A 15,811-nucleotide genomic window follows, 5' to 3' on the forward strand; every position below is an offset into this window, starting at 1 on the left:
TGCCGGTGACACGTTCTAATGACGCCACCGCGAACCGGACCGGTCCTCTTCCACGCTGGAGTTCCCCATGCAAAGTCCACCCCATGACCCCGGCAGTGCCCTGGCGATCCGCAGCCAATATCGCCAGTCGCAAAGCCGTGCCGCGCGCCTGGGCCTGCTGCTGGGCACCGGCCATGAACTGACGCAGTTGCCCCTGTCGGCCATGCGCCAGCGTGCGTTGCAACGGGCGTGCGCGTTCATGGCCATGGACCATGGCCTGCTGCTGGAGTGGGCGCCGGATCACCCGTTGCGCACCCTCGCCAGCCACGGCAGCGCGGAGCGACTCGAGCTGCTCGCCAACCTGGCCCAGCCACAAACGCCCGGCCCACAATGGCTGGAGTCGCCCGGCAGCGCCCTGCCCCAGGTCTTGCGGGTGCCGTTGCGTGCCTCCGACGGCGTAGCGTTCGGGGCGTTGTTGCTGGGTAACAGCGTGGCCCTCGGCGCGCCGGACAACGAAGACATCGAATCGCTGCAATTGCTCGCGACGCTGTTGGCGGCGCACCTGGAAAACAGCCGTCTGCTCGAAGCACTCCAGGCCCGCGAACGGACCATGTCCGAGTTGGTCCACCGCTTGTTCAGCGCCCAGGAAGACGAACGCAAGCGCGTGGCCTACGACCTGCACGACGGCCTGGCGCAGAATCTCGCTGGTTTGCATCAGCGCTTGCAGGGCTTCGCCGGTCGCTGCCCGTCGCTACCGCCGGCACTGGCGAACGAGCTGCAAAGTATCCTCGACCTGGCCCAAGGCTGCGTCGGCGAAGGCCGGCAACTGATCGGTGGCCTGCGCCCCCACGTGCTGGATGATTTCGGCCTGTACAAAGCCGTCGACAAGGAGGCCGACCGCCTGCGCGACGCGGGCCTGACGGTGAACTGGGCCGAACACAGCACCGCGCGCCTGCCGGGCAACACCGAGATCGCCCTGTTTCGCATTGCCCAGGAAGGCATCAACAACATTCTCAAGCACGCCCAGGCCAGCCATGTGCACCTGGGGTTGGCGGTGGACGATGGCCACGCTTGCCTGCGAGTGGAGGACGATGGCCGTGGCTTTGCCCTGGAACAACCCATCGAGACCAACGGCAGCTGCCATCTGGGACTGGCTGCCATGCAGGAACGCGCGCACTTGCTGGACGGACACTTGAGCTGTTGCAGCCAGCCCGGCGGCGGCACCCGACTGCTGGCCAGCGTGCCGCTACCGGCCCACGGAGTACACCCATGAACTCACCTTTGCGCCTGCTGCTGGCCGATGACCACGAAGTCACCCGCACCGGGTTTATCAGCATGCTCGCCGGCAACCCGGGATTCGAGGTCGTCGGCCAAGCCCGCGACGGACAGGAAGCCCTCGACCTGTGCGAGCGGCTACAGCCGGACATCGCGATTCTCGACATCCGCATGCCCGTCCTCAACGGTTTGGGCGCGGCGCGGATCCTGCAGCAGCGCCAGCCCGGAATCAAAGTCGTGATCTTCACCATGGATGACAGCCCCGACCACCTCGAAGCCGCCATCGGTGCGGGCGCAGTCGGCTATCTGCTCAAGGACGCCAGCCGCGATGAAATGCTCGACGCCCTCAAACGGGTCGCCCAGGGCGAAGAGGCGTTGAACAGTTCGGTCAGCGCGCGCCTGCTGCGCCGCATGGCCGAGCGCGGTGCGAATGGTGCCACTCAAGTCCAGGCCCTGACCGCCCGGGAACGCCAGGTCCTGGGGCTGGTGGCCGGCGGTTTCAGCAACCGTGAAATCGGTGAAAAGCTGGGCATCGCGCCCGGCACGGCCAAGGCCCACGTAGAGCGCGTCATCGGCAAACTGGGCGCCGCCGACCGGACCCAGGCCGCCGTTCGCGGCGTTGCCCTGGGCCTGGTGGCGCAACCCTCCGGGCAATGGCCATGAGGTTTCTCGCCGCCCGCCGCTGGGCCGACCTGCCCTTGCGCGGCAAGGCCCTGGTGGTGATTTCCCTGCCCCTGGTGGTCCTGCTGCTGTCGCTGGTGCTGATCTATATCACCGAACGCCAGACCGCCCGGGCCGAAGAAGATGTGCGCCGGGTGCTGCTGGTCCAGGGTGATATCCAGACAGTCCATACCCTGTTGGCCGAGGCGGCGGCCAGCGTGCGCGGCTACCTGCTGACCCGCCGCGAAGATTTCCTGCCCAGCTACGAGCAGGCCACGCCGCTGATCCAGGCCGCGTTGCAGCGCCTGGATCACAACATTCGCGACGCCAGGATGCGCGAACATCTCAAGACCATCACCCCGCTGATCGCCGACAAACTCGAGGGTTTGCTCGCTTTGCGCAACGGCAAGCGCGACGACCCAGAAGCCATCACCGCGATCCTGATCGAAAACAAACAGGTGCTGGACGTGCTGCGCGAGCAGATCAGCGCCATGCGCATACGCGAGGACGCCCTGCTCGCCGACCGCAGCGCCGCCGCCTCGGCCACGCGCATGCGCCTGTTGTTCGCCACCTTGCTGGCGGCGGTGTGCGGGCTGCTGGGGGCGATTGTCGCAGTGTTGTTCCTGTCCAAGGGCATTGTCGCCCGGGTCCAGCAGGTGCAAGGCAACGCCCAGCGCCTGGCCTTGGGCCAACCCTTGTTGCCGCAACCGCCGGAGCAGGACGAAATCGGCCAGCTCGGCACGCGCCTGGTGGAGGCCGGGCAGTTGCTCGCCGAACGCGAGCGGGCCCTGCGCGACAACGAGGAGCGCTTGCGGCTGATCATCGATGGTGTGAAGGACTACGGGATCTTCGCGCTGGATGCCCAAGGCTACGTCACCACCTGGAACGCCGGCGCGGAGCGGATCAAGGGCTACACCGAGCAGGAAATCCTCGGCCGCCATTTTTCCCTGTTCTACCTGGCCGAGGAATGCCCGGCGCACCCGGACATGGCCTTGCGCGAAGCCACCCGCGACGGTCATTACATGGAAGAAGGCTGGCGTTGCCGTAAAGACGGCAGCCGCTTCTGGGCCAGCGTGGTCATCACCGCCCAATACGATGGCACCGGCGCCCTGCGCGGCTTTTCCAAGATTACCCGCGATATCACTGATCGGCGCGCCGCCGAAATCGCCCTGCGCACCGCCCGCGAAGAAGCCGAAAGCGCCAGCCGGGCCAAGAGCGAGTTTCTCTCGCGCATGAGCCACGAGCTGCGCACGCCACTGAACGCCATCCTCGGTTTCGCTCAATTGCTGGACATGGACTCCACGGCTGGCCAACGCCCCCAGGTCAGCCACATCCTGCGGGCCGGCCAGCACCTGCTGGCATTGATCAACGAGGTGCTGGACATTGCCCGGATCGAGGCCGGGCGCCTGCCGCTGAACATCGAACCGATCGCCCTGTCGACGGTGCTGCACGAAGCCCTGACCTTGGTTTCACCAATGGCCGCCGACGCCGGAATCCACTTGGCCGAGCTGCCAGCGCTGCCCGACGACAGCGGCGTGCTCGCAGACCGCCAGCGCCTGGTGCAAGTGCTGCTAAACCTGCTGTCCAACGCCATCAAGTACAACCGGCCCGGCGGTGAGGTGCGCATCGAGGTCAGCATCCAGGCCCATCAGGTGAGCATCGCCGTCAACGACACCGGCCATGGCATTGCCCCGGAACAGCTGGACCAACTGTTCAAGCCCTTCGAACGCCTGGGCGCCGATCCCCAGGTCGAAGGCACTGGCCTGGGGTTGTCCTTGAGCAAGAGCCTGTTGGAAATGATGCAGGGCAACCTGCAGGTCCACAGCGAGCCCGGACACGGCTGCTGTTTCACCCTGCAACTGCCCGGCACCCAGGTGGTTGGCGCGCATTTGCCGCCTATCGCCGCCCTGGCGGTGACACGTTCGCCTGTGGACTATCACGGCAAAGTCCTGTGCATCGAAGACAACCTGTCGAGCCTGGCGCTGATCGAAACCCTGATGCAACGCCGCCCTGGCATCCAGTTATTGTCGAGCATGCAAGGCCAGATGGGCCTGGACCTCGCTCGCCAGCACACCCCGCAACTGATCCTGCTGGACGTCAGCCTGCCGGACCTCGAAGGCCTGGAAGTCTTGCGGCGCCTGCGCCAGTCCCCGGCCACCGCCGCCACGCCCGTGCTGATGATCACCGCCGATGCCAGCGACCTGACCCACCGCGCCCTGCATGACGCCGGCGCCACGGCGATCCTGACCAAACCTATTCATATCCAGGCCTTCCTGGGCCACCTCGAGCACTATCTACCGGAGCCCGCATGAATCGCGACTTGCGCATTCTGATCGTCGACGATCAGCGCCCCAACCTGGACCTGATGGAACAACTGCTGGCCCGCGAAGGGTTGCACAACGTGCTGAGCAGCACCGAACCGTTGCGCACGCTCGATCTGTTCAACAGCTTCGAGCCGGACCTGGTCATCCTCGACCTGCACATGCCGGCGTTCGACGGCTTTGCCGTGCTCGAGCAGCTCAACCGACGCATCCCGGCCAATGACTACCTGCCGATCCTGGTGCTGACCGCCGACGCGACCCGTGACACGCGCCTGCGGGCCCTGGCCCTCGGCGCCCGGGATTTCATCAGCAAACCCCTGGACGCGCTGGAAACCATGCTGCGCATCTGGAACCTGCTGGAAACCCGTGCGCTCTATAAGGCGTTGCGCGAGTTGATCCCGTCCCAACAGATCGAACTGTTGCGCCAGCACCGTCCCGTCGTCGACCCGGTCTAGCCTGACGGCCGTTTCATCGAAGCCCTCGAAGCATGGACGGCACCGAACGAACAAATGAGGTTCTTGGTGGTGTTGGGAACGATCAAGTGGCCGCACACAAACCATTGTGGGAGCGAGCTTGCTCACGATAGGGCCAGGCCAGTCAACATCGATGGCGGCTGGTCCACCTCTATCGCGAGCAAGCTCGCTCCCACAGGTATTTTCTGCAAGCCATGTAGTTCATTTGATCCGGTAGTGAAAGGAATCGGCGGGGTTTAGTGCCCGCGAATGTAGTGTTCCAACTGCCGGATCAAATCCGCCTGCTCGACAATCGCTTCTTTCACCAGGTCACCAATGGACAGCAGGCCGATCAACTGCCCGTTATCCAGCACTGGCAAGTGCCGCAAGTGGCTGTCGGTCATGACTTCCATGCAGCGGTCGATGCTCTGCTGGCTGTCGGCGGTGACCACCGGCGCGCTCATGATGGTGCGTACCGTCGTCCCCACCGATGAACGCCCCTTGAGCACCATCTTGCGCGCGTAGTCCCGCTCGCTGAACACACCCACCACCTGGCCGTCCTCGATCACCGGCAGCGCACCGACATTTTTCTCGGCCATGATCTGCAGCGCTTCGAGCACCGTCTGCTCCGGTGCGATGCTGTGGACCTGCTGGTTCTGCACACTCTTGAGTCTTACCAGTTGGGCGGCGGTTTTCATTGTTCATCCCCACATTTCAATAAAATCTGACCCGCTGTTGTGGCGAGGGAGCTTGCTCCCGCTCGGTTGCGCAGCGACCGCAAAGGCTTGGGGCCGCTCCGCAGCCCAGCGGGAGCAAGCTCCCTCGCCACAAAAGCACCACGAACGCAGCGATTGCGCAGATCAGTCTTCGCCAATCTCCACCACATCACCATTGAGCCGCACCGGCCACACCCGCAGGCTTTGCTCCGGGTATTCCAGGCAATGGCCGTCTTCCAGGCGGAAATGCTGCTTGTACATCGGCGAGGCAATCACCAGGTCACCCTTGATGCTGCCCAGCAAGCCACGGCCGATGACGTTTGCACCGGACTTGGGGTCGCGGTTGTCGATGGCGTACAGCGGTTTGTCCTGATGCTCGGGCAGGTACAGCAACGCCACTTGGCTGCCGTCGTGCCAGGCGACCACGCCAGAGTTGGGCACCAGGTCCTCGCGGCTGCACAGGGCACGCCATTGCAGCGGTTCTTGGGCAACATCGCGGACAGGAATACGAACGACGTTTGACTGGCTCATCAGAGCACCTCCTCGGTAACGGGAATCAGGTGGAGTTCGTGGGCGTGAACCGGCCGACGCTGGCCGCGTTCCCTGACGAAGTGAACATCCGGATCGCCGCGCCCGTCGTTGACGAAGGTGCGGAAACGCTTGAGTTTGTCCGGATCCTTGAGGGCATTGGCCCATTCGCATTCGTAGCGGTCGACCACCAGTTGCATCTGCGCTTCGAGCTCGGCGCCCAGGCCCAGGCTGTCGTTGATGATCACGTCCTTGAGGTAGTCCAGGCCGCCTTCCAGGCTTTCGCGCCAGACCGAGGTCCGTTGCAGTTTGTCGGCGGTGCGGATGTAGAACATCAGGAAGCGGTCGATGTAGCGGATCAGCGTGGCGTCATCCAGGTCCGTGGCGAACAGCTCGGCGTGACGCGGACGCATGCCGCCGTTGCCGGCCACGTAGAGGTTCCAGCCCTTCTCGGTGGCGATCACGCCGACGTCCTTGCTCTGGGCCTCGGCGCACTCGCGTGTGCAACCGGACACCGCGAACTTGAGCTTGTGCGGCGAGCGCAGGCCTTTGTAGCGATCCTCGATGGTCAGGGCCATCTGCACGCTGTCCTGCACGCCGTAGCGGCACCAGGTGCTGCCCACGCAGGATTTCACCGTGCGCGTGGATTTGCCGTAGGCATGCCCGGTTTCGAAACCGGCTTCGATCAGCTCGGCCCAGATGTCCGGCAACTGGTGCAACTGGGCGCCGAACAGGTCGATGCGCTGGCCGCCAGTGATCTTGGTGTAGAGGTCGTATTTCTTGGCGACCACGCCGATGGCGATCAGCTTGTCGGCGGTGATTTCCCCACCGGCGATACGCGGTACCACCGAGTAGGTGCCGTTTTTCTGCATGTTCGCCATGAAGGTGTCGTTGGTGTCCTGCAACGGCACCAGGGACGGGTCCATGATCGGCTGGTTCCAGCACGACGCCAGGATCGAGCCCACCGCCGGCTTGCACAGGTCACAACCGGTGTGGCCACGACCGTGCTTGGCCAGCAGTTCGTCGAAGCTGATGATGCCTTCCACCCGCACCAGCGCATACAACTCCTGGCGGGTGTAGGCGAAATGTTCGCACAGGCTCTTGTCGACGCTGACGCCGCGGGCAGTCAACTCATGCTCGAACACTTGCTTGACCAGGGCCGCGCAACCACCACACCCGGTACCGGCCTTGGTGTCGCATTTGAGCTGGCCCAGATCAGTGCAGCCACCGTCGATGGCCGAGCAGATCGAGCCCTTGGTGACGTTATGGCACGAGCAGAGGGTGGCGGTTTCGGGCAACGCCGCCGGGCCCAGGGTCGGGGCGCCTGCGGATGAGGGCAAGATCAGGCTGGCAGCGTCCTTGGGCAAGGCGATACCGTTCTGCATGTATTGCAACAAGGTGTCGTAGTAGCTGTTGTCGCCCACCAGCACCGCGCCGATCACGCGCTTGCCGGCGGCGTCCACCACCAGTCGCCGGTAGCTGGCGCTGGTTTCGTCGATGAATTGGAAGCTGCGCGACCCCGGGGTGTTGCCATGGGCGTCGCCGATGGAGCCAACGTCCACACCGAGCAACTTGAGCTTGGTCGACATGTCCGCGCCAGTGAAGGCCTCAGCGCTTTCGCCGCACAGGCGGGCCGCGACATTGCGGGCCATTTGGTAGCCCGGGGCGACCAGGCCGAAAATGCTGCCGTTCCAGGCCGCGCATTCGCCGATGGCGTAGATGTCTGGGTCGCTGCTCTGGCAATGGTCGTCGATCACCACGCCACCGCGCGGGCCGATCTGCAGGTCGCTTTGGCGCGCCAAGGCATCCTGGGCACGGATGCCGGCGGAAAACACGATGAGGTCGGTTTCCAGGAAATCGTCATCACCGAAATTCATCCGATAACGGTACTGCTCACCGGCGCCGATGGACTGGGTGCCCTTGGACAGGTGCACGCCGACGCCCAGCTTCTCGATACGGGCCTTGAGGGCCAAGCCGCCCTGGATATCCAATTGCACCGGCATCAGCCGGGGGGCGAATTCCACCACGTGGGCCTCCAGGCCCAGGGTCTTGAGGGCATTGGCCGCTTCCAGTCCCAGCAGGCCCCCGCCGACCACCACACCACGACGGGCATTGCTGGCGGCGGCGCGGATCGCGTCCAAGTCTTCCAGGGTACGATAGACCAGGCACGAATCGCCTTCGGCACCTTCAATCGGTGGCACGAACGGGTAGGAACCGGTGGCGAGCACCAGTTTGTCGTAGTGAAGGCGATCATGGGCGGTCACGACCTGATGCGCGTCACGGTCGATTTCCAGCACCGGCACACCCAGGTGCAACGTCACGCCGGGGGTCTGGTACAGCGACGCTTCGCCAAGGGCCAGGGACTCGGCATCGCGGCCCGAGAAGTACTCGGACAGGTGCACACGGTCGTAGGCACGCATCGGCTCTTCGCTGAACACATGCACACGGTAATGATTGAGGGCACCGCGCTCGATCAGTTGCTCGACGCAGTGATGGCCGACCATGCCATTGCCGATCACGATCAGCGTTTGCAGCTTGTTCAGAGAAGCAACGTTGGAATTCATAAAAAGCACCCGACAAAAGCCCATCACGATTTTGAAAGCAAAAAAAAGACGCCTGAAACCTTGCGGTTCCAGGCGTCTTTGCCTGTTCTGTGCGGTATCGGCCCGGCGACTGCGCCCTGACCTACCGTTGTCCCCCGGCCTGCTGGCACTCGATCTTCGTTGACCGACGGGGCTGCCCACTCGACTGTGTTCGCGGCGGGCCTGGATAGCCTCTTGCAGCGAGCGTGCCAAACCTGCGTCCCCGCTTATTCACGCCCTCCCGTTCACCCACAATCCCCTGTGGGAGCGGGCTTGCCCGCGAAGAGGCCAGCTCAGTCACCGCAAGCCAACCGGCGCCCGCCGCCGTTTCGCAAGCACCGCCAACTGCCTTGCGATGGTGCGATCACCCCGCCTGCGGCTTCATAAAAGTGCAGCCCGCCCTCAGGAGAGGCTTGCTCTCGATATCAGTCGGTCAGTGGGTAAAGATGCCGGATGTGCCGCCGCCATCGCGAGCGAGCTCGCTCCCACAGGGGTAAGTGGTGAGCTTGTGGGAGCGAGCTTGCTCGCGATAGCGGTGGTTCAGTTTGAGGGGATATTGGCGGTCCTATCCACCATCGCAACGATACTGACCAGCAGTTCTTCCTTCGCCTCGCCAGCGCTGATTTCCCCGCTGGCGGCGGCATTGGACAAGGCCTCCGCCGCTCCCAGCATCGCTCGCAAACCGGCTTGAGTGATGCCCTTCGTGCCGGCGAACGGTTCCAGCACGGCACGGCACTTGTCGAGGAAAATCCCCTCGTATTCGCGCTTGATACGTTCCAGTTCCGGCGAGCTGGTCAACGCCGCGATCACCCCAGGGATCTCTCGGCCCTGCAACAGCACGCATTCGACGTAGGACGAAGCAATCACCGTCGCGCGGCTTTGCAGGGTGGCTTCGCTGGCGTCCAGGGCTGCGTCCATCAACGCGGTCTGGCGGGCGTCGAAATCCTGGTACAGCGCCGCCAGCAACCCGGACCGGGTGATGAAGTGGTCGTAGACGATGGGCTTGGTCACCCCCGCCTGATCCGCCAGCCGGGCCAATGTCAGGGCGTCGCTGCCCTCCTCCCGCACCAGTCGCCAGGCGACATCCAGTAATTGTCGCTGCCGGTCATGCCGGGATAAACGACGACGAGGTGAAGACTGCGGATTTTCGTCAGTGCTTGACATGCTAACTTTACCAACCGTAACTTACTAACCGTAACTTAACCCAGCATACCTGTCTTACAGACTGCGTGACCAGAAGGAGTTTCGCCATGCATGCATTGATCGTTGTGGCTCACCACGACCCTCGTTCCCTCACCCACAGCCTGGCCGGAAAAATCGCCGAGGGCATCACCCGCGCCAACCCCGCCGATACGTTCGAGATCGCCGACCTGGCCGCCGAAGGCTTCGATCCGCGCTTCAGCTTCGCCGACCATGCCGTTCACCACCGCGAAGCCTCGCCGCCTGCGGACGTGCTGGCCGAACAAGCCCGGATCGATCGTGCCGATACGTTGGTGCTGGTCTATCCGATTTACTGGTGGTCCATGCCGGCGCTGCTCAAGGGCTGGATCGACCGGGTGTTTTCCAACGGCTGGGCATTCGATTTCAGCCTCGACAAGCCGTTTGTCCAACAACTGCAGCACTTGCGGGTGCATCTGGTGGCAGTTGGCGGCGCCGATGCCGACAGCTTCCAGCGCCACGGCTATGGTGAGGCGATGACCACGCAGATCGACCATGGCATTTTCGATTACTGCGGCGCCCGCGTGGTGAGCTCCCAACGTTTGCTCGAATCGGAAACCGTCGATCCGCACCAGCATTTGCAGGCCGCCAGCGTTATCGGCCAGCGGCTGTTCACGACGCTCGACGAGACCACACACGCCGCCACCGCCTGCGCGTGACCTCAGAGTGCTCGACCCTGGGCAGCAGACAGTGTCGCATCACGAGCATAGATATCCGGGATGTACACCGGCTGGCCCTGGCTGTCCGCTTGTGCTGTCCAGTACCCCAGCAGGATCGGCACGGGCCGGGCCAACCGGAATTCATGGGTCGTCTCGGTAGCCAGCAGCGTATCGGTACGCGCGCGTTCGGCCGGGCTGACCAGCAGGTCGCGCAAGCTCATCACTTGCTCGATCCGCACACAACCTGAACTGAAGGCTCGCGGGCCTTTGCTGAACAGCGCCTGGCTCGGGGTGTCATGCAGATACACCGAGAACGGATTGGGAAAGCGGATCGCCATTTTGCCCAACGGGTTCTTCGGACCTGGATCCTGGCGCAGCATGAGGTTGCCCGGATGTTCCCAGTCGATATCCTCCGCCAGCAACGGCTGGCCTTCACTGTCGAGAATCCGCAGGTTGTAGCGGTTGAGAAACTCCGGATCACGGCGGATCTCGGGCAGTTTGTCTTCGCGCATGATGGTTGGGGGGATGGTCCAGGTCGGGTTGAGCGTCAGTCGGGTGACATGGGACTTGAGCAACGGTGTCTGCCGTTGCGCACGGCCCACCTGGGTGCGGGTTTGCCAGACCGGCGCGCCACCTTGGTAAACCGTCAGTTGGGCCGCCGCCACGTTGACCAGGACACTATCGGCCTCCACGTCCTGGGCCAGCCAGCGCATGCGTTCCAGGTTGATGCGCAACTGCTCGCGGCGCATGGCCGGGCTGATGTTCAGCTCGGTCACGGTCCACGGCCCCACCACCCCATCGGCCTGCAGCGAATGCTGGAGCTGGAAGCTCTTCATCGCCTCCACCAGCATGGGACTGTAGTGCTCGTCGGTCACCAGCGGTGGTGTACTCAGGTAACCCTCGTTGAACAGTCGCTGGGCCAGGGCGGGGACGCGGGCGTCCTGCTTGTCCGGTTGCAGCAACGGCCCGCCGGGCACGGGTTGCCAGTTGGATAAAGGTTGTTGCCGCAGGCGGGCATAAAGGCCGCGCAGGTTGCGATAAAGGTCCAGGTTCGGCCGGGCCTGTTCAAAGGCACTGGCGACGTTCTGCAGGCCCAGCCCGGCGATGGCCAGCACCACGGCCGGGTGGTCCTGTGGCGGCGGGTTGGCCTTCCATACCGGTTCCAGCCGGTCTTGGGGCAAATAGCCGAAACGCAGGTCATGCAAGGCTTGCAGGTAGCGCTGGCTGATGGCGATGTCGACACAATGAGCGCCCTGGTCTGCCCCCTGGGCCGGCAGGCTGTAGCGGGTTGGATCCAGGCCGTCGTCGGCCAGTTGTTGCAACTGGACCTGCAACGCCATCCGTCGTTCGTCGTCCGTCCAGGCTTGCTGGCCTGCGTTTTGCTGATAGAACGCCTGCAAGTCGAGCAACGTCGGAAAGTCGACACTCGTCGCTACTTTTGGACACGCGACCGCCAATTGCGCCAGGGTGGTCTGCACGAGCGCCGGATCGCTGTCTTCGGCTGTCGCGACCAATGGCGCAGTGAGCAATAAAAGGCTCAGGTAACATGCGGACTTTTTGAACAACTGCTTTACTCCACTCCATGGCCGTCTCGTTGACGGTGAATTTTGCGACAGGTACGACCCGCCATCATGCAAACAAACGAAATCGGACGGGATGCCGCGAACGAACACCACGCTGGAAACGCTTCGCCTGTACAGGGCTTTTTGCGCCGATTCTGTCTGGTCATGCTGGGCTTGGGCGTCATTTGCAGCCCGGCACTGGCCGAAAAGAAGACGAATTCGCAAACGCTTTACAACAGCCTCGCCCACGCAGCGCCGGAACTCAATCCCCTGGCACTCAAAAGTGCCTTGAGCGCCATGCAATGCGCGGTCGCCAATGGTGCCAGCCAGGCCCGCCACCTGGCGGTCATCGACTACTCGCAACCCTCCACGGCCCGTCGCCTGTGGATCTTCGACCTGCGTCAGCAGAAACTGGTATTGCGTGACCTGGTGGCCCACGGGCAAAAATCCGGGGAAAACTTCGCGACACAATTCTCCAATCGCCTGGGCAGCTACCAATCCAGCCTGGGTCTGTTTCGTACCCAGGAAAGCTACCAGGGCACCCACGGCTATTCGCTGCGCATGGACGGCCTGGAGCCGGGTTTCAATGACCAGGCCCGTGATCGGGCAATCGTGATCCATGCCGCCGACTACGTGAACCCGTTGTGGAGCGTGCGCCAGGGCCGTATCGGGCGCAGCCAGGGCTGCCCTGCCGTACGCCCGCAGGTGGCGCGCCAGGTGATCGACAAGCTCAAGGGCGGTCAATTCATGTTTTCCTGGTACCCGGACCCGGGTTGGCTCAAGCGTTCGGCCTATCTCAACTGCCAGCCGCAACAGGTTGCCAGCATTTTGGCTACAAGCGGTAGTTGATGCGGCTGCTTCGCAGCCGAGCGGGAGCAAGCTCCCTCACCACAGGGATTGCGCCGGGGTGGCCTGCGGTTAAAATGCCGGCCTTTCGAATCCCTGGCGTTGCCTGAATGAATTGCGTAGCCCTTCAAACCCTTCACGCCCATTTGCTGACCGCCCTGGAATCGGTGCCGGAAGAAACCCGGCGCCTGTTCCATGGCCGCGGACGCTGCTGGCCAGGCCTGGAGCAGATCACGGTTGACTGGTTGCAAGGGGTGGTGCTGGTCTCGCTGTTCAAGGAGCCTGAACCGACGCACCTGGACGATTTGATCGCAACACTGCTGGCGCTCACTACGTCGCCGGCCTGGCAACACAGCAAGGCCCATACACTGGCGTTGCAGCACCGCTACCTCCCGCAAAGCCTCACCCAATGGCTGGTGGGCGACCCCATTGACGAATGGACCTTGACCGAAGGTGGCCTGCGCTACCGGATCGATCTGGGCAAGAAGCAGAACAACGGCCTGTTCCTCGACATGCGTTATGGCCGCGACTGGGTCCGGGCCAACGCCGAGGGCAAACGGGTACTGAACCTGTTCGCCTACACCTGCGGCTTCTCCGTGGCGGCCATCGCCGGCGGCGCCCGGCATGTGGTCAATCTGGACATGTCCCGTGCGGCCCTGAGCCGAGGCCGCGACAACCATCGCCTGAACGGCCACGACCTGAGCCAGGTAAGTTTCCTCGGCCACGACTTGTTCAAGTCCTGGGGCAAGGTGATCAACAGTGGCCCGTACGACCTGGTGATCATCGATCCGCCGACCTTCCAGAAAGGCAGCTTCCTGCTGACCAAGGATTACCAGCGGGTATTGCGCCGCCTGCCGGAACTGCTGACGGCCCACGGCACAGTCCTGGCCTGCAGCAACGACCCGGCCACCGGCCCGGACTTCCTCATCGACGGCGTTACCCAGCAAGCGCCGGGGCTGGTCTTCGAGAAACGCCTGGAAAATCCGCCGGAATTTCCTGACGTCGATCTGGAGTGTGGCCTCAAGGCCCTGGTCTTCAAGACGACGGCGCCCGTGGCGAGGGAGCTTGCTCCCGCTTGAGTGCGAAGCGCTCACCAAAAGGGGCTGCTACGCAGCCCAGCGGGAGCAAGCGCCCTAGAGACTCAAACCACCAAGGTCAACCACGCCGACACCAGCAGCATCACCGCCATGACCCGATTGAATCGGCCCATCGCCACGGCGGAACGGCAGAACCTGGCGGCGCCGCGGCCCAGGTAGGCCCAGACGGTCATGCACGGGATCGAAATGGCAAAGAACGCCAAGGACAGCCAGAGGACCCGCACGGTGCGGTCGGCCTCCGCCCCCGCGAAGACGCTGACCACCGCCAATGCCATCATCCAGGTTTTCGGGTTCACCAACTGCAAACCGGCAGCCCCCGCCAGTCCCAGCCGCGGGCCTTCGACCGGCCGATCCGGGTCGATGGCCTGGGCCGGGGCGCTGAAAATCTGCCAGGCCATCCAACTCAACCAGGCAATGCCCGCCCAGGAGAGCAGCGTCTGAATCGTGGCATGGCGCGCCAACACGTCTCCCAACCCGGTGCCGACCAGAAGCACCAGCAAGGCCGCCGCCGCGCAGGCGCCGAGGATGATCGGCAAGGTGGTTGCCAGGCCGAAGCGCGAGCTATGGCTCAGCACCAGGATATTGGTCGGGCCCGGGGTGATGGAGGCGACAAACGCGAACAAGGCAAACGGCAGTAACTGGTCCATGGAGCAACATCTCGGTGAATGATCGATGGCTTGATCATCCCCATGAAGCCGTGGTCAGTCTGGAACAATTGAGCAGCGCTTGCGGTAGTCCGCCGGGCTCAGGCGATAGGCGCGCTGGAACCAGCGGCCCAGGTGGCTTTGGTCGGCAAAACCGAGCATGGCCGCCACTGCCACGGCACTCTCGCCACGCGCCAGCAGGCGCCGGGCGCGGGCCAGGCGCAACTGGATCAGATAGGCATGGGGCGCCAGGCCAAAAGCCGCCTTGAACGCGCGGGTCAGGCGGAAACGATCCACGCCGGTGACCTGCGCCAAGTCATCCAGGCCGATGTCTTCGCTCAGGTGACTGTGCAGATAATCCCGGGCCTGCTGCGCCACCAATGGCAGCCGCGGATCCGGGTTGATCCGCGCCCGCCAGTGCAGGTGTTGGGTCAGGTTGGCCAACAGCGTATCGAGGGCCGTCTGGCGCACGATGCGGATCTCCTGCTCGTGCAGGCTCTGGAAGGCCATGGCCGTGGCACTCGCCAGCCGCGCATCGTCGGTCAGGGTCGCGGCAAACCCCAACTGGGCGTTGTCCGGCGCCACGTCGAACAAGGAACGCAATTCGCGCTCCAGCCATTGAGGCTCCAGGTACAACGTGCGGTAGGTAAACCCGTGGTCGTGGGGGGCATTGCCATCATGCAGCTCGCCGGGCTCGAGCAGGAACACTTTGCCCGGCGTGCTGTTGTGCTGCTGGCGGCGGCAATGAAACTGCTGCACGCCCTGCTCGGTCACGCCCACCAGATAGGCGTCATGCCAGTGGGGATCATAGGCATGCCCCTCGAAATGCGCGCGCACGGTCTCGATCCCGGACGTGGCGTCCTGCTTGAGATCGATCCAGTTGCGCGCCGTCATGCCCTATCCCGCTTGGTGAATGTGCTCTTGGCAGATTAACTGCTGATGAGGAGAGTGTCTGGAAGATTTGTGCAAGCCTTGTGGCATTCGGGTCTGCTCGCGATGGCGTTCGGTCTGTAGATGCATCTGTAACTGCCCCACCGCTATCGCGAGCAAGCTCGCTCCCACACTGGATCTTCAGAGGGCAAAAAACTTGTGTTCGGCACAAATCCCTCTGTGGGAGCGAGCTTGCTCGCGATAGCGGCGGGTCAGCTTGCATCAATGCTGCATGTGCCGCCGTCATCGCGAGCAAGCTTTGCTCCCACAGAAAAAACGCGGTCTCCACCAAGAACCAGGTCGGCTACTAGGCCGCCTCGCGGTGGACGTTGATCTCAGGCG

General features: G+C 63.7%; 14 protein-coding genes. 7 read left to right on the forward strand and 7 right to left on the reverse strand.

Translation table 11 applies throughout. The annotated features are described in order from the left end of the window. Positions 1 to 67 precede the first annotated feature (67 nt). Genes LOY50_RS14715 through LOY50_RS14730 form a run of 4 tightly spaced genes read left to right on the forward strand, consistent with a single transcriptional unit; the run spans position 68 to position 4,690 of the window. Complete coding sequence (locus LOY50_RS14715) at positions 68 to 1,252, forward strand: sensor histidine kinase (protein ID WP_258688049.1); 1,185 nt, start codon at positions 68 to 70, stop codon at positions 1,250 to 1,252. After that, positions 1,249 to 1,917, forward strand: a complete 669-nt coding sequence (locus LOY50_RS14720) for a response regulator transcription factor (RefSeq protein WP_214510355.1) — start codon at positions 1,249 to 1,251, stop codon at positions 1,915 to 1,917. The genes LOY50_RS14715 and LOY50_RS14720 overlap by 4 nt, the downstream gene beginning before the upstream one ends. Continuing rightward, positions 1,914 to 4,226, forward strand: a complete 2,313-nt coding sequence (locus tag LOY50_RS14725; RefSeq protein ID WP_258688059.1) for an ATP-binding protein — start codon at positions 1,914 to 1,916, stop codon at positions 4,224 to 4,226. Before LOY50_RS14720 ends, LOY50_RS14725 begins: the two co-directional genes overlap by 4 nt. After that, the gene (locus LOY50_RS14730) at positions 4,223 to 4,690 is read left to right on the forward strand and encodes a response regulator (RefSeq protein WP_258688061.1); all 468 of its coding nucleotides are present in this window, start codon (positions 4,223 to 4,225) and stop codon (positions 4,688 to 4,690) included. Before LOY50_RS14725 ends, LOY50_RS14730 begins: the two co-directional genes overlap by 4 nt. A gap of 254 nt (positions 4,691 to 4,944) precedes the next feature. Here LOY50_RS14730 and LOY50_RS14735 read toward each other — a convergent pair whose 3' ends face one another. From LOY50_RS14735 to LOY50_RS14750, 4 genes are all read right to left on the reverse strand, one after another. Beyond that, positions 4,945 to 5,385, reverse strand: coding sequence for a CBS domain-containing protein (locus LOY50_RS14735; protein ID WP_003202071.1), 441 nt, complete (start codon positions 5,383 to 5,385; stop codon positions 4,945 to 4,947). A 162-nt stretch (positions 5,386 to 5,547) separates the two neighbouring features. Next, positions 5,548 to 5,934 carry a nitrite reductase small subunit NirD gene (nirD, locus tag LOY50_RS14740; protein WP_003202074.1) on the reverse strand — a complete coding sequence of 129 codons (387 nt, stop codon included), beginning with the start codon at positions 5,932 to 5,934 and terminating at the stop codon, positions 5,548 to 5,550. Beyond that, positions 5,934 to 8,495, reverse strand: coding sequence for a nitrite reductase large subunit NirB (nirB, locus tag LOY50_RS14745; protein WP_253475003.1), 2,562 nt, complete (start codon positions 8,493 to 8,495; stop codon positions 5,934 to 5,936). Before nirB ends, nirD begins: the two co-directional genes overlap by 1 nt. Positions 8,496 to 9,053: 558 nt before the next feature. Beyond that, the gene (locus LOY50_RS14750) at positions 9,054 to 9,677 is read right to left on the reverse strand and encodes a TetR/AcrR family transcriptional regulator (RefSeq protein ID WP_253475006.1); all 624 of its coding nucleotides are present in this window, start codon (positions 9,675 to 9,677) and stop codon (positions 9,054 to 9,056) included. 86 nt (positions 9,678 to 9,763) lie between these two features. On the opposite strand from LOY50_RS14750, the gene LOY50_RS14755 reads away from it, so the two are divergent. Beyond that, complete coding sequence (locus LOY50_RS14755) at positions 9,764 to 10,390, forward strand: NAD(P)H-dependent oxidoreductase (protein WP_258688066.1); 627 nt, start codon at positions 9,764 to 9,766, stop codon at positions 10,388 to 10,390. Between the two features lie 2 nt (positions 10,391 to 10,392). On the opposite strand, the gene LOY50_RS14760 is transcribed toward LOY50_RS14755, so the two are convergent. Next, on the reverse strand, positions 10,393 to 11,955 hold the full coding sequence (locus tag LOY50_RS14760) for a murein L,D-transpeptidase (protein ID WP_258688073.1): 1,563 nt from the start codon (positions 11,953 to 11,955) through the stop codon (positions 10,393 to 10,395). A 162-nt stretch (positions 11,956 to 12,117) separates the two neighbouring features. Here LOY50_RS14760 and LOY50_RS14765 point away from each other — a divergent pair, with 162 nt between their 5' ends. Further along, positions 12,118 to 12,801: a murein L,D-transpeptidase catalytic domain family protein gene (locus LOY50_RS14765; protein ID WP_214510451.1), complete on the forward strand. Its 684-nt coding sequence runs from the start codon at positions 12,118 to 12,120 to the stop codon at positions 12,799 to 12,801. Between the two features lie 107 nt (positions 12,802 to 12,908). Beyond that, positions 12,909 to 13,877, forward strand: coding sequence for a class I SAM-dependent methyltransferase (locus LOY50_RS14770; protein ID WP_258688075.1), 969 nt, complete (start codon positions 12,909 to 12,911; stop codon positions 13,875 to 13,877). Positions 13,878 to 13,939: 62 nt separating this feature from the next. Here LOY50_RS14770 and LOY50_RS14775 read toward each other — a convergent pair whose 3' ends face one another. Together LOY50_RS14775 and LOY50_RS14780 are read right to left on the reverse strand one after the other, a co-directional pair. Further along, a complete protein-coding gene (locus LOY50_RS14775) occupies positions 13,940 to 14,542 on the reverse strand; it encodes a LysE family translocator (RefSeq protein WP_253475015.1) in 603 nt (200 codons plus the stop codon). Between the two features lie 54 nt (positions 14,543 to 14,596). After that, positions 14,597 to 15,433, reverse strand: coding sequence for an AraC family transcriptional regulator (locus LOY50_RS14780; protein WP_018610404.1), 837 nt, complete (start codon positions 15,431 to 15,433; stop codon positions 14,597 to 14,599). Positions 15,434 to 15,811 lie beyond the last annotated feature (378 nt).

Source organism: Pseudomonas sp. B21-010 (assembly GCF_024749325.1).
Classification (GTDB): domain Bacteria; phylum Pseudomonadota; class Gammaproteobacteria; order Pseudomonadales; family Pseudomonadaceae; genus Aquipseudomonas; species Aquipseudomonas kilonensis.

What these genes read in the sequence shown, in the direction of transcription:
- LOY50_RS14715 (WP_258688049.1), top strand. Translation starts at nt 68, where the DNA reads ATGCAAAGTCCACCCCATGACCCCGGCAGTGCCCTGGCGATCCGCAGC.
- LOY50_RS14720 (WP_214510355.1), top strand. Translation starts at nt 1,249, where the DNA reads ATGAACTCACCTTTGCGCCTGCTGCTGGCCGATGACCACGAAGTCACC.
- LOY50_RS14725 (WP_258688059.1), top strand. Translation starts at nt 1,914, where the DNA reads ATGAGGTTTCTCGCCGCCCGCCGCTGGGCCGACCTGCCCTTGCGCGGC.
- LOY50_RS14730 (WP_258688061.1), top strand. Translation starts at nt 4,223, where the DNA reads ATGAATCGCGACTTGCGCATTCTGATCGTCGACGATCAGCGCCCCAAC.
- LOY50_RS14735 (WP_003202071.1), bottom strand. Translation starts at nt 5,385, where the DNA reads ATGAAAACCGCCGCCCAACTGGTAAGACTCAAGAGTGTGCAGAACCAG.
- nirD (WP_003202074.1), bottom strand. Translation starts at nt 5,934, where the DNA reads ATGAGCCAGTCAAACGTCGTTCGTATTCCTGTCCGCGATGTTGCCCAA.
- nirB (WP_253475003.1), bottom strand. Translation starts at nt 8,495, where the DNA reads ATGAATTCCAACGTTGCTTCTCTGAACAAGCTGCAAACGCTGATCGTG.
- LOY50_RS14750 (WP_253475006.1), bottom strand. Translation starts at nt 9,677, where the DNA reads ATGTCAAGCACTGACGAAAATCCGCAGTCTTCACCTCGTCGTCGTTTA.
- LOY50_RS14755 (WP_258688066.1), top strand. Translation starts at nt 9,764, where the DNA reads ATGCATGCATTGATCGTTGTGGCTCACCACGACCCTCGTTCCCTCACC.
- LOY50_RS14765 (WP_214510451.1), top strand. Translation starts at nt 12,118, where the DNA reads ATGCTGGGCTTGGGCGTCATTTGCAGCCCGGCACTGGCCGAAAAGAAG.
- LOY50_RS14770 (WP_258688075.1), top strand. Translation starts at nt 12,909, where the DNA reads ATGAATTGCGTAGCCCTTCAAACCCTTCACGCCCATTTGCTGACCGCC.
- LOY50_RS14775 (WP_253475015.1), bottom strand. Translation starts at nt 14,542, where the DNA reads ATGGACCAGTTACTGCCGTTTGCCTTGTTCGCGTTTGTCGCCTCCATC.
- LOY50_RS14780 (WP_018610404.1), bottom strand. Translation starts at nt 15,433, where the DNA reads ATGACGGCGCGCAACTGGATCGATCTCAAGCAGGACGCCACGTCCGGG.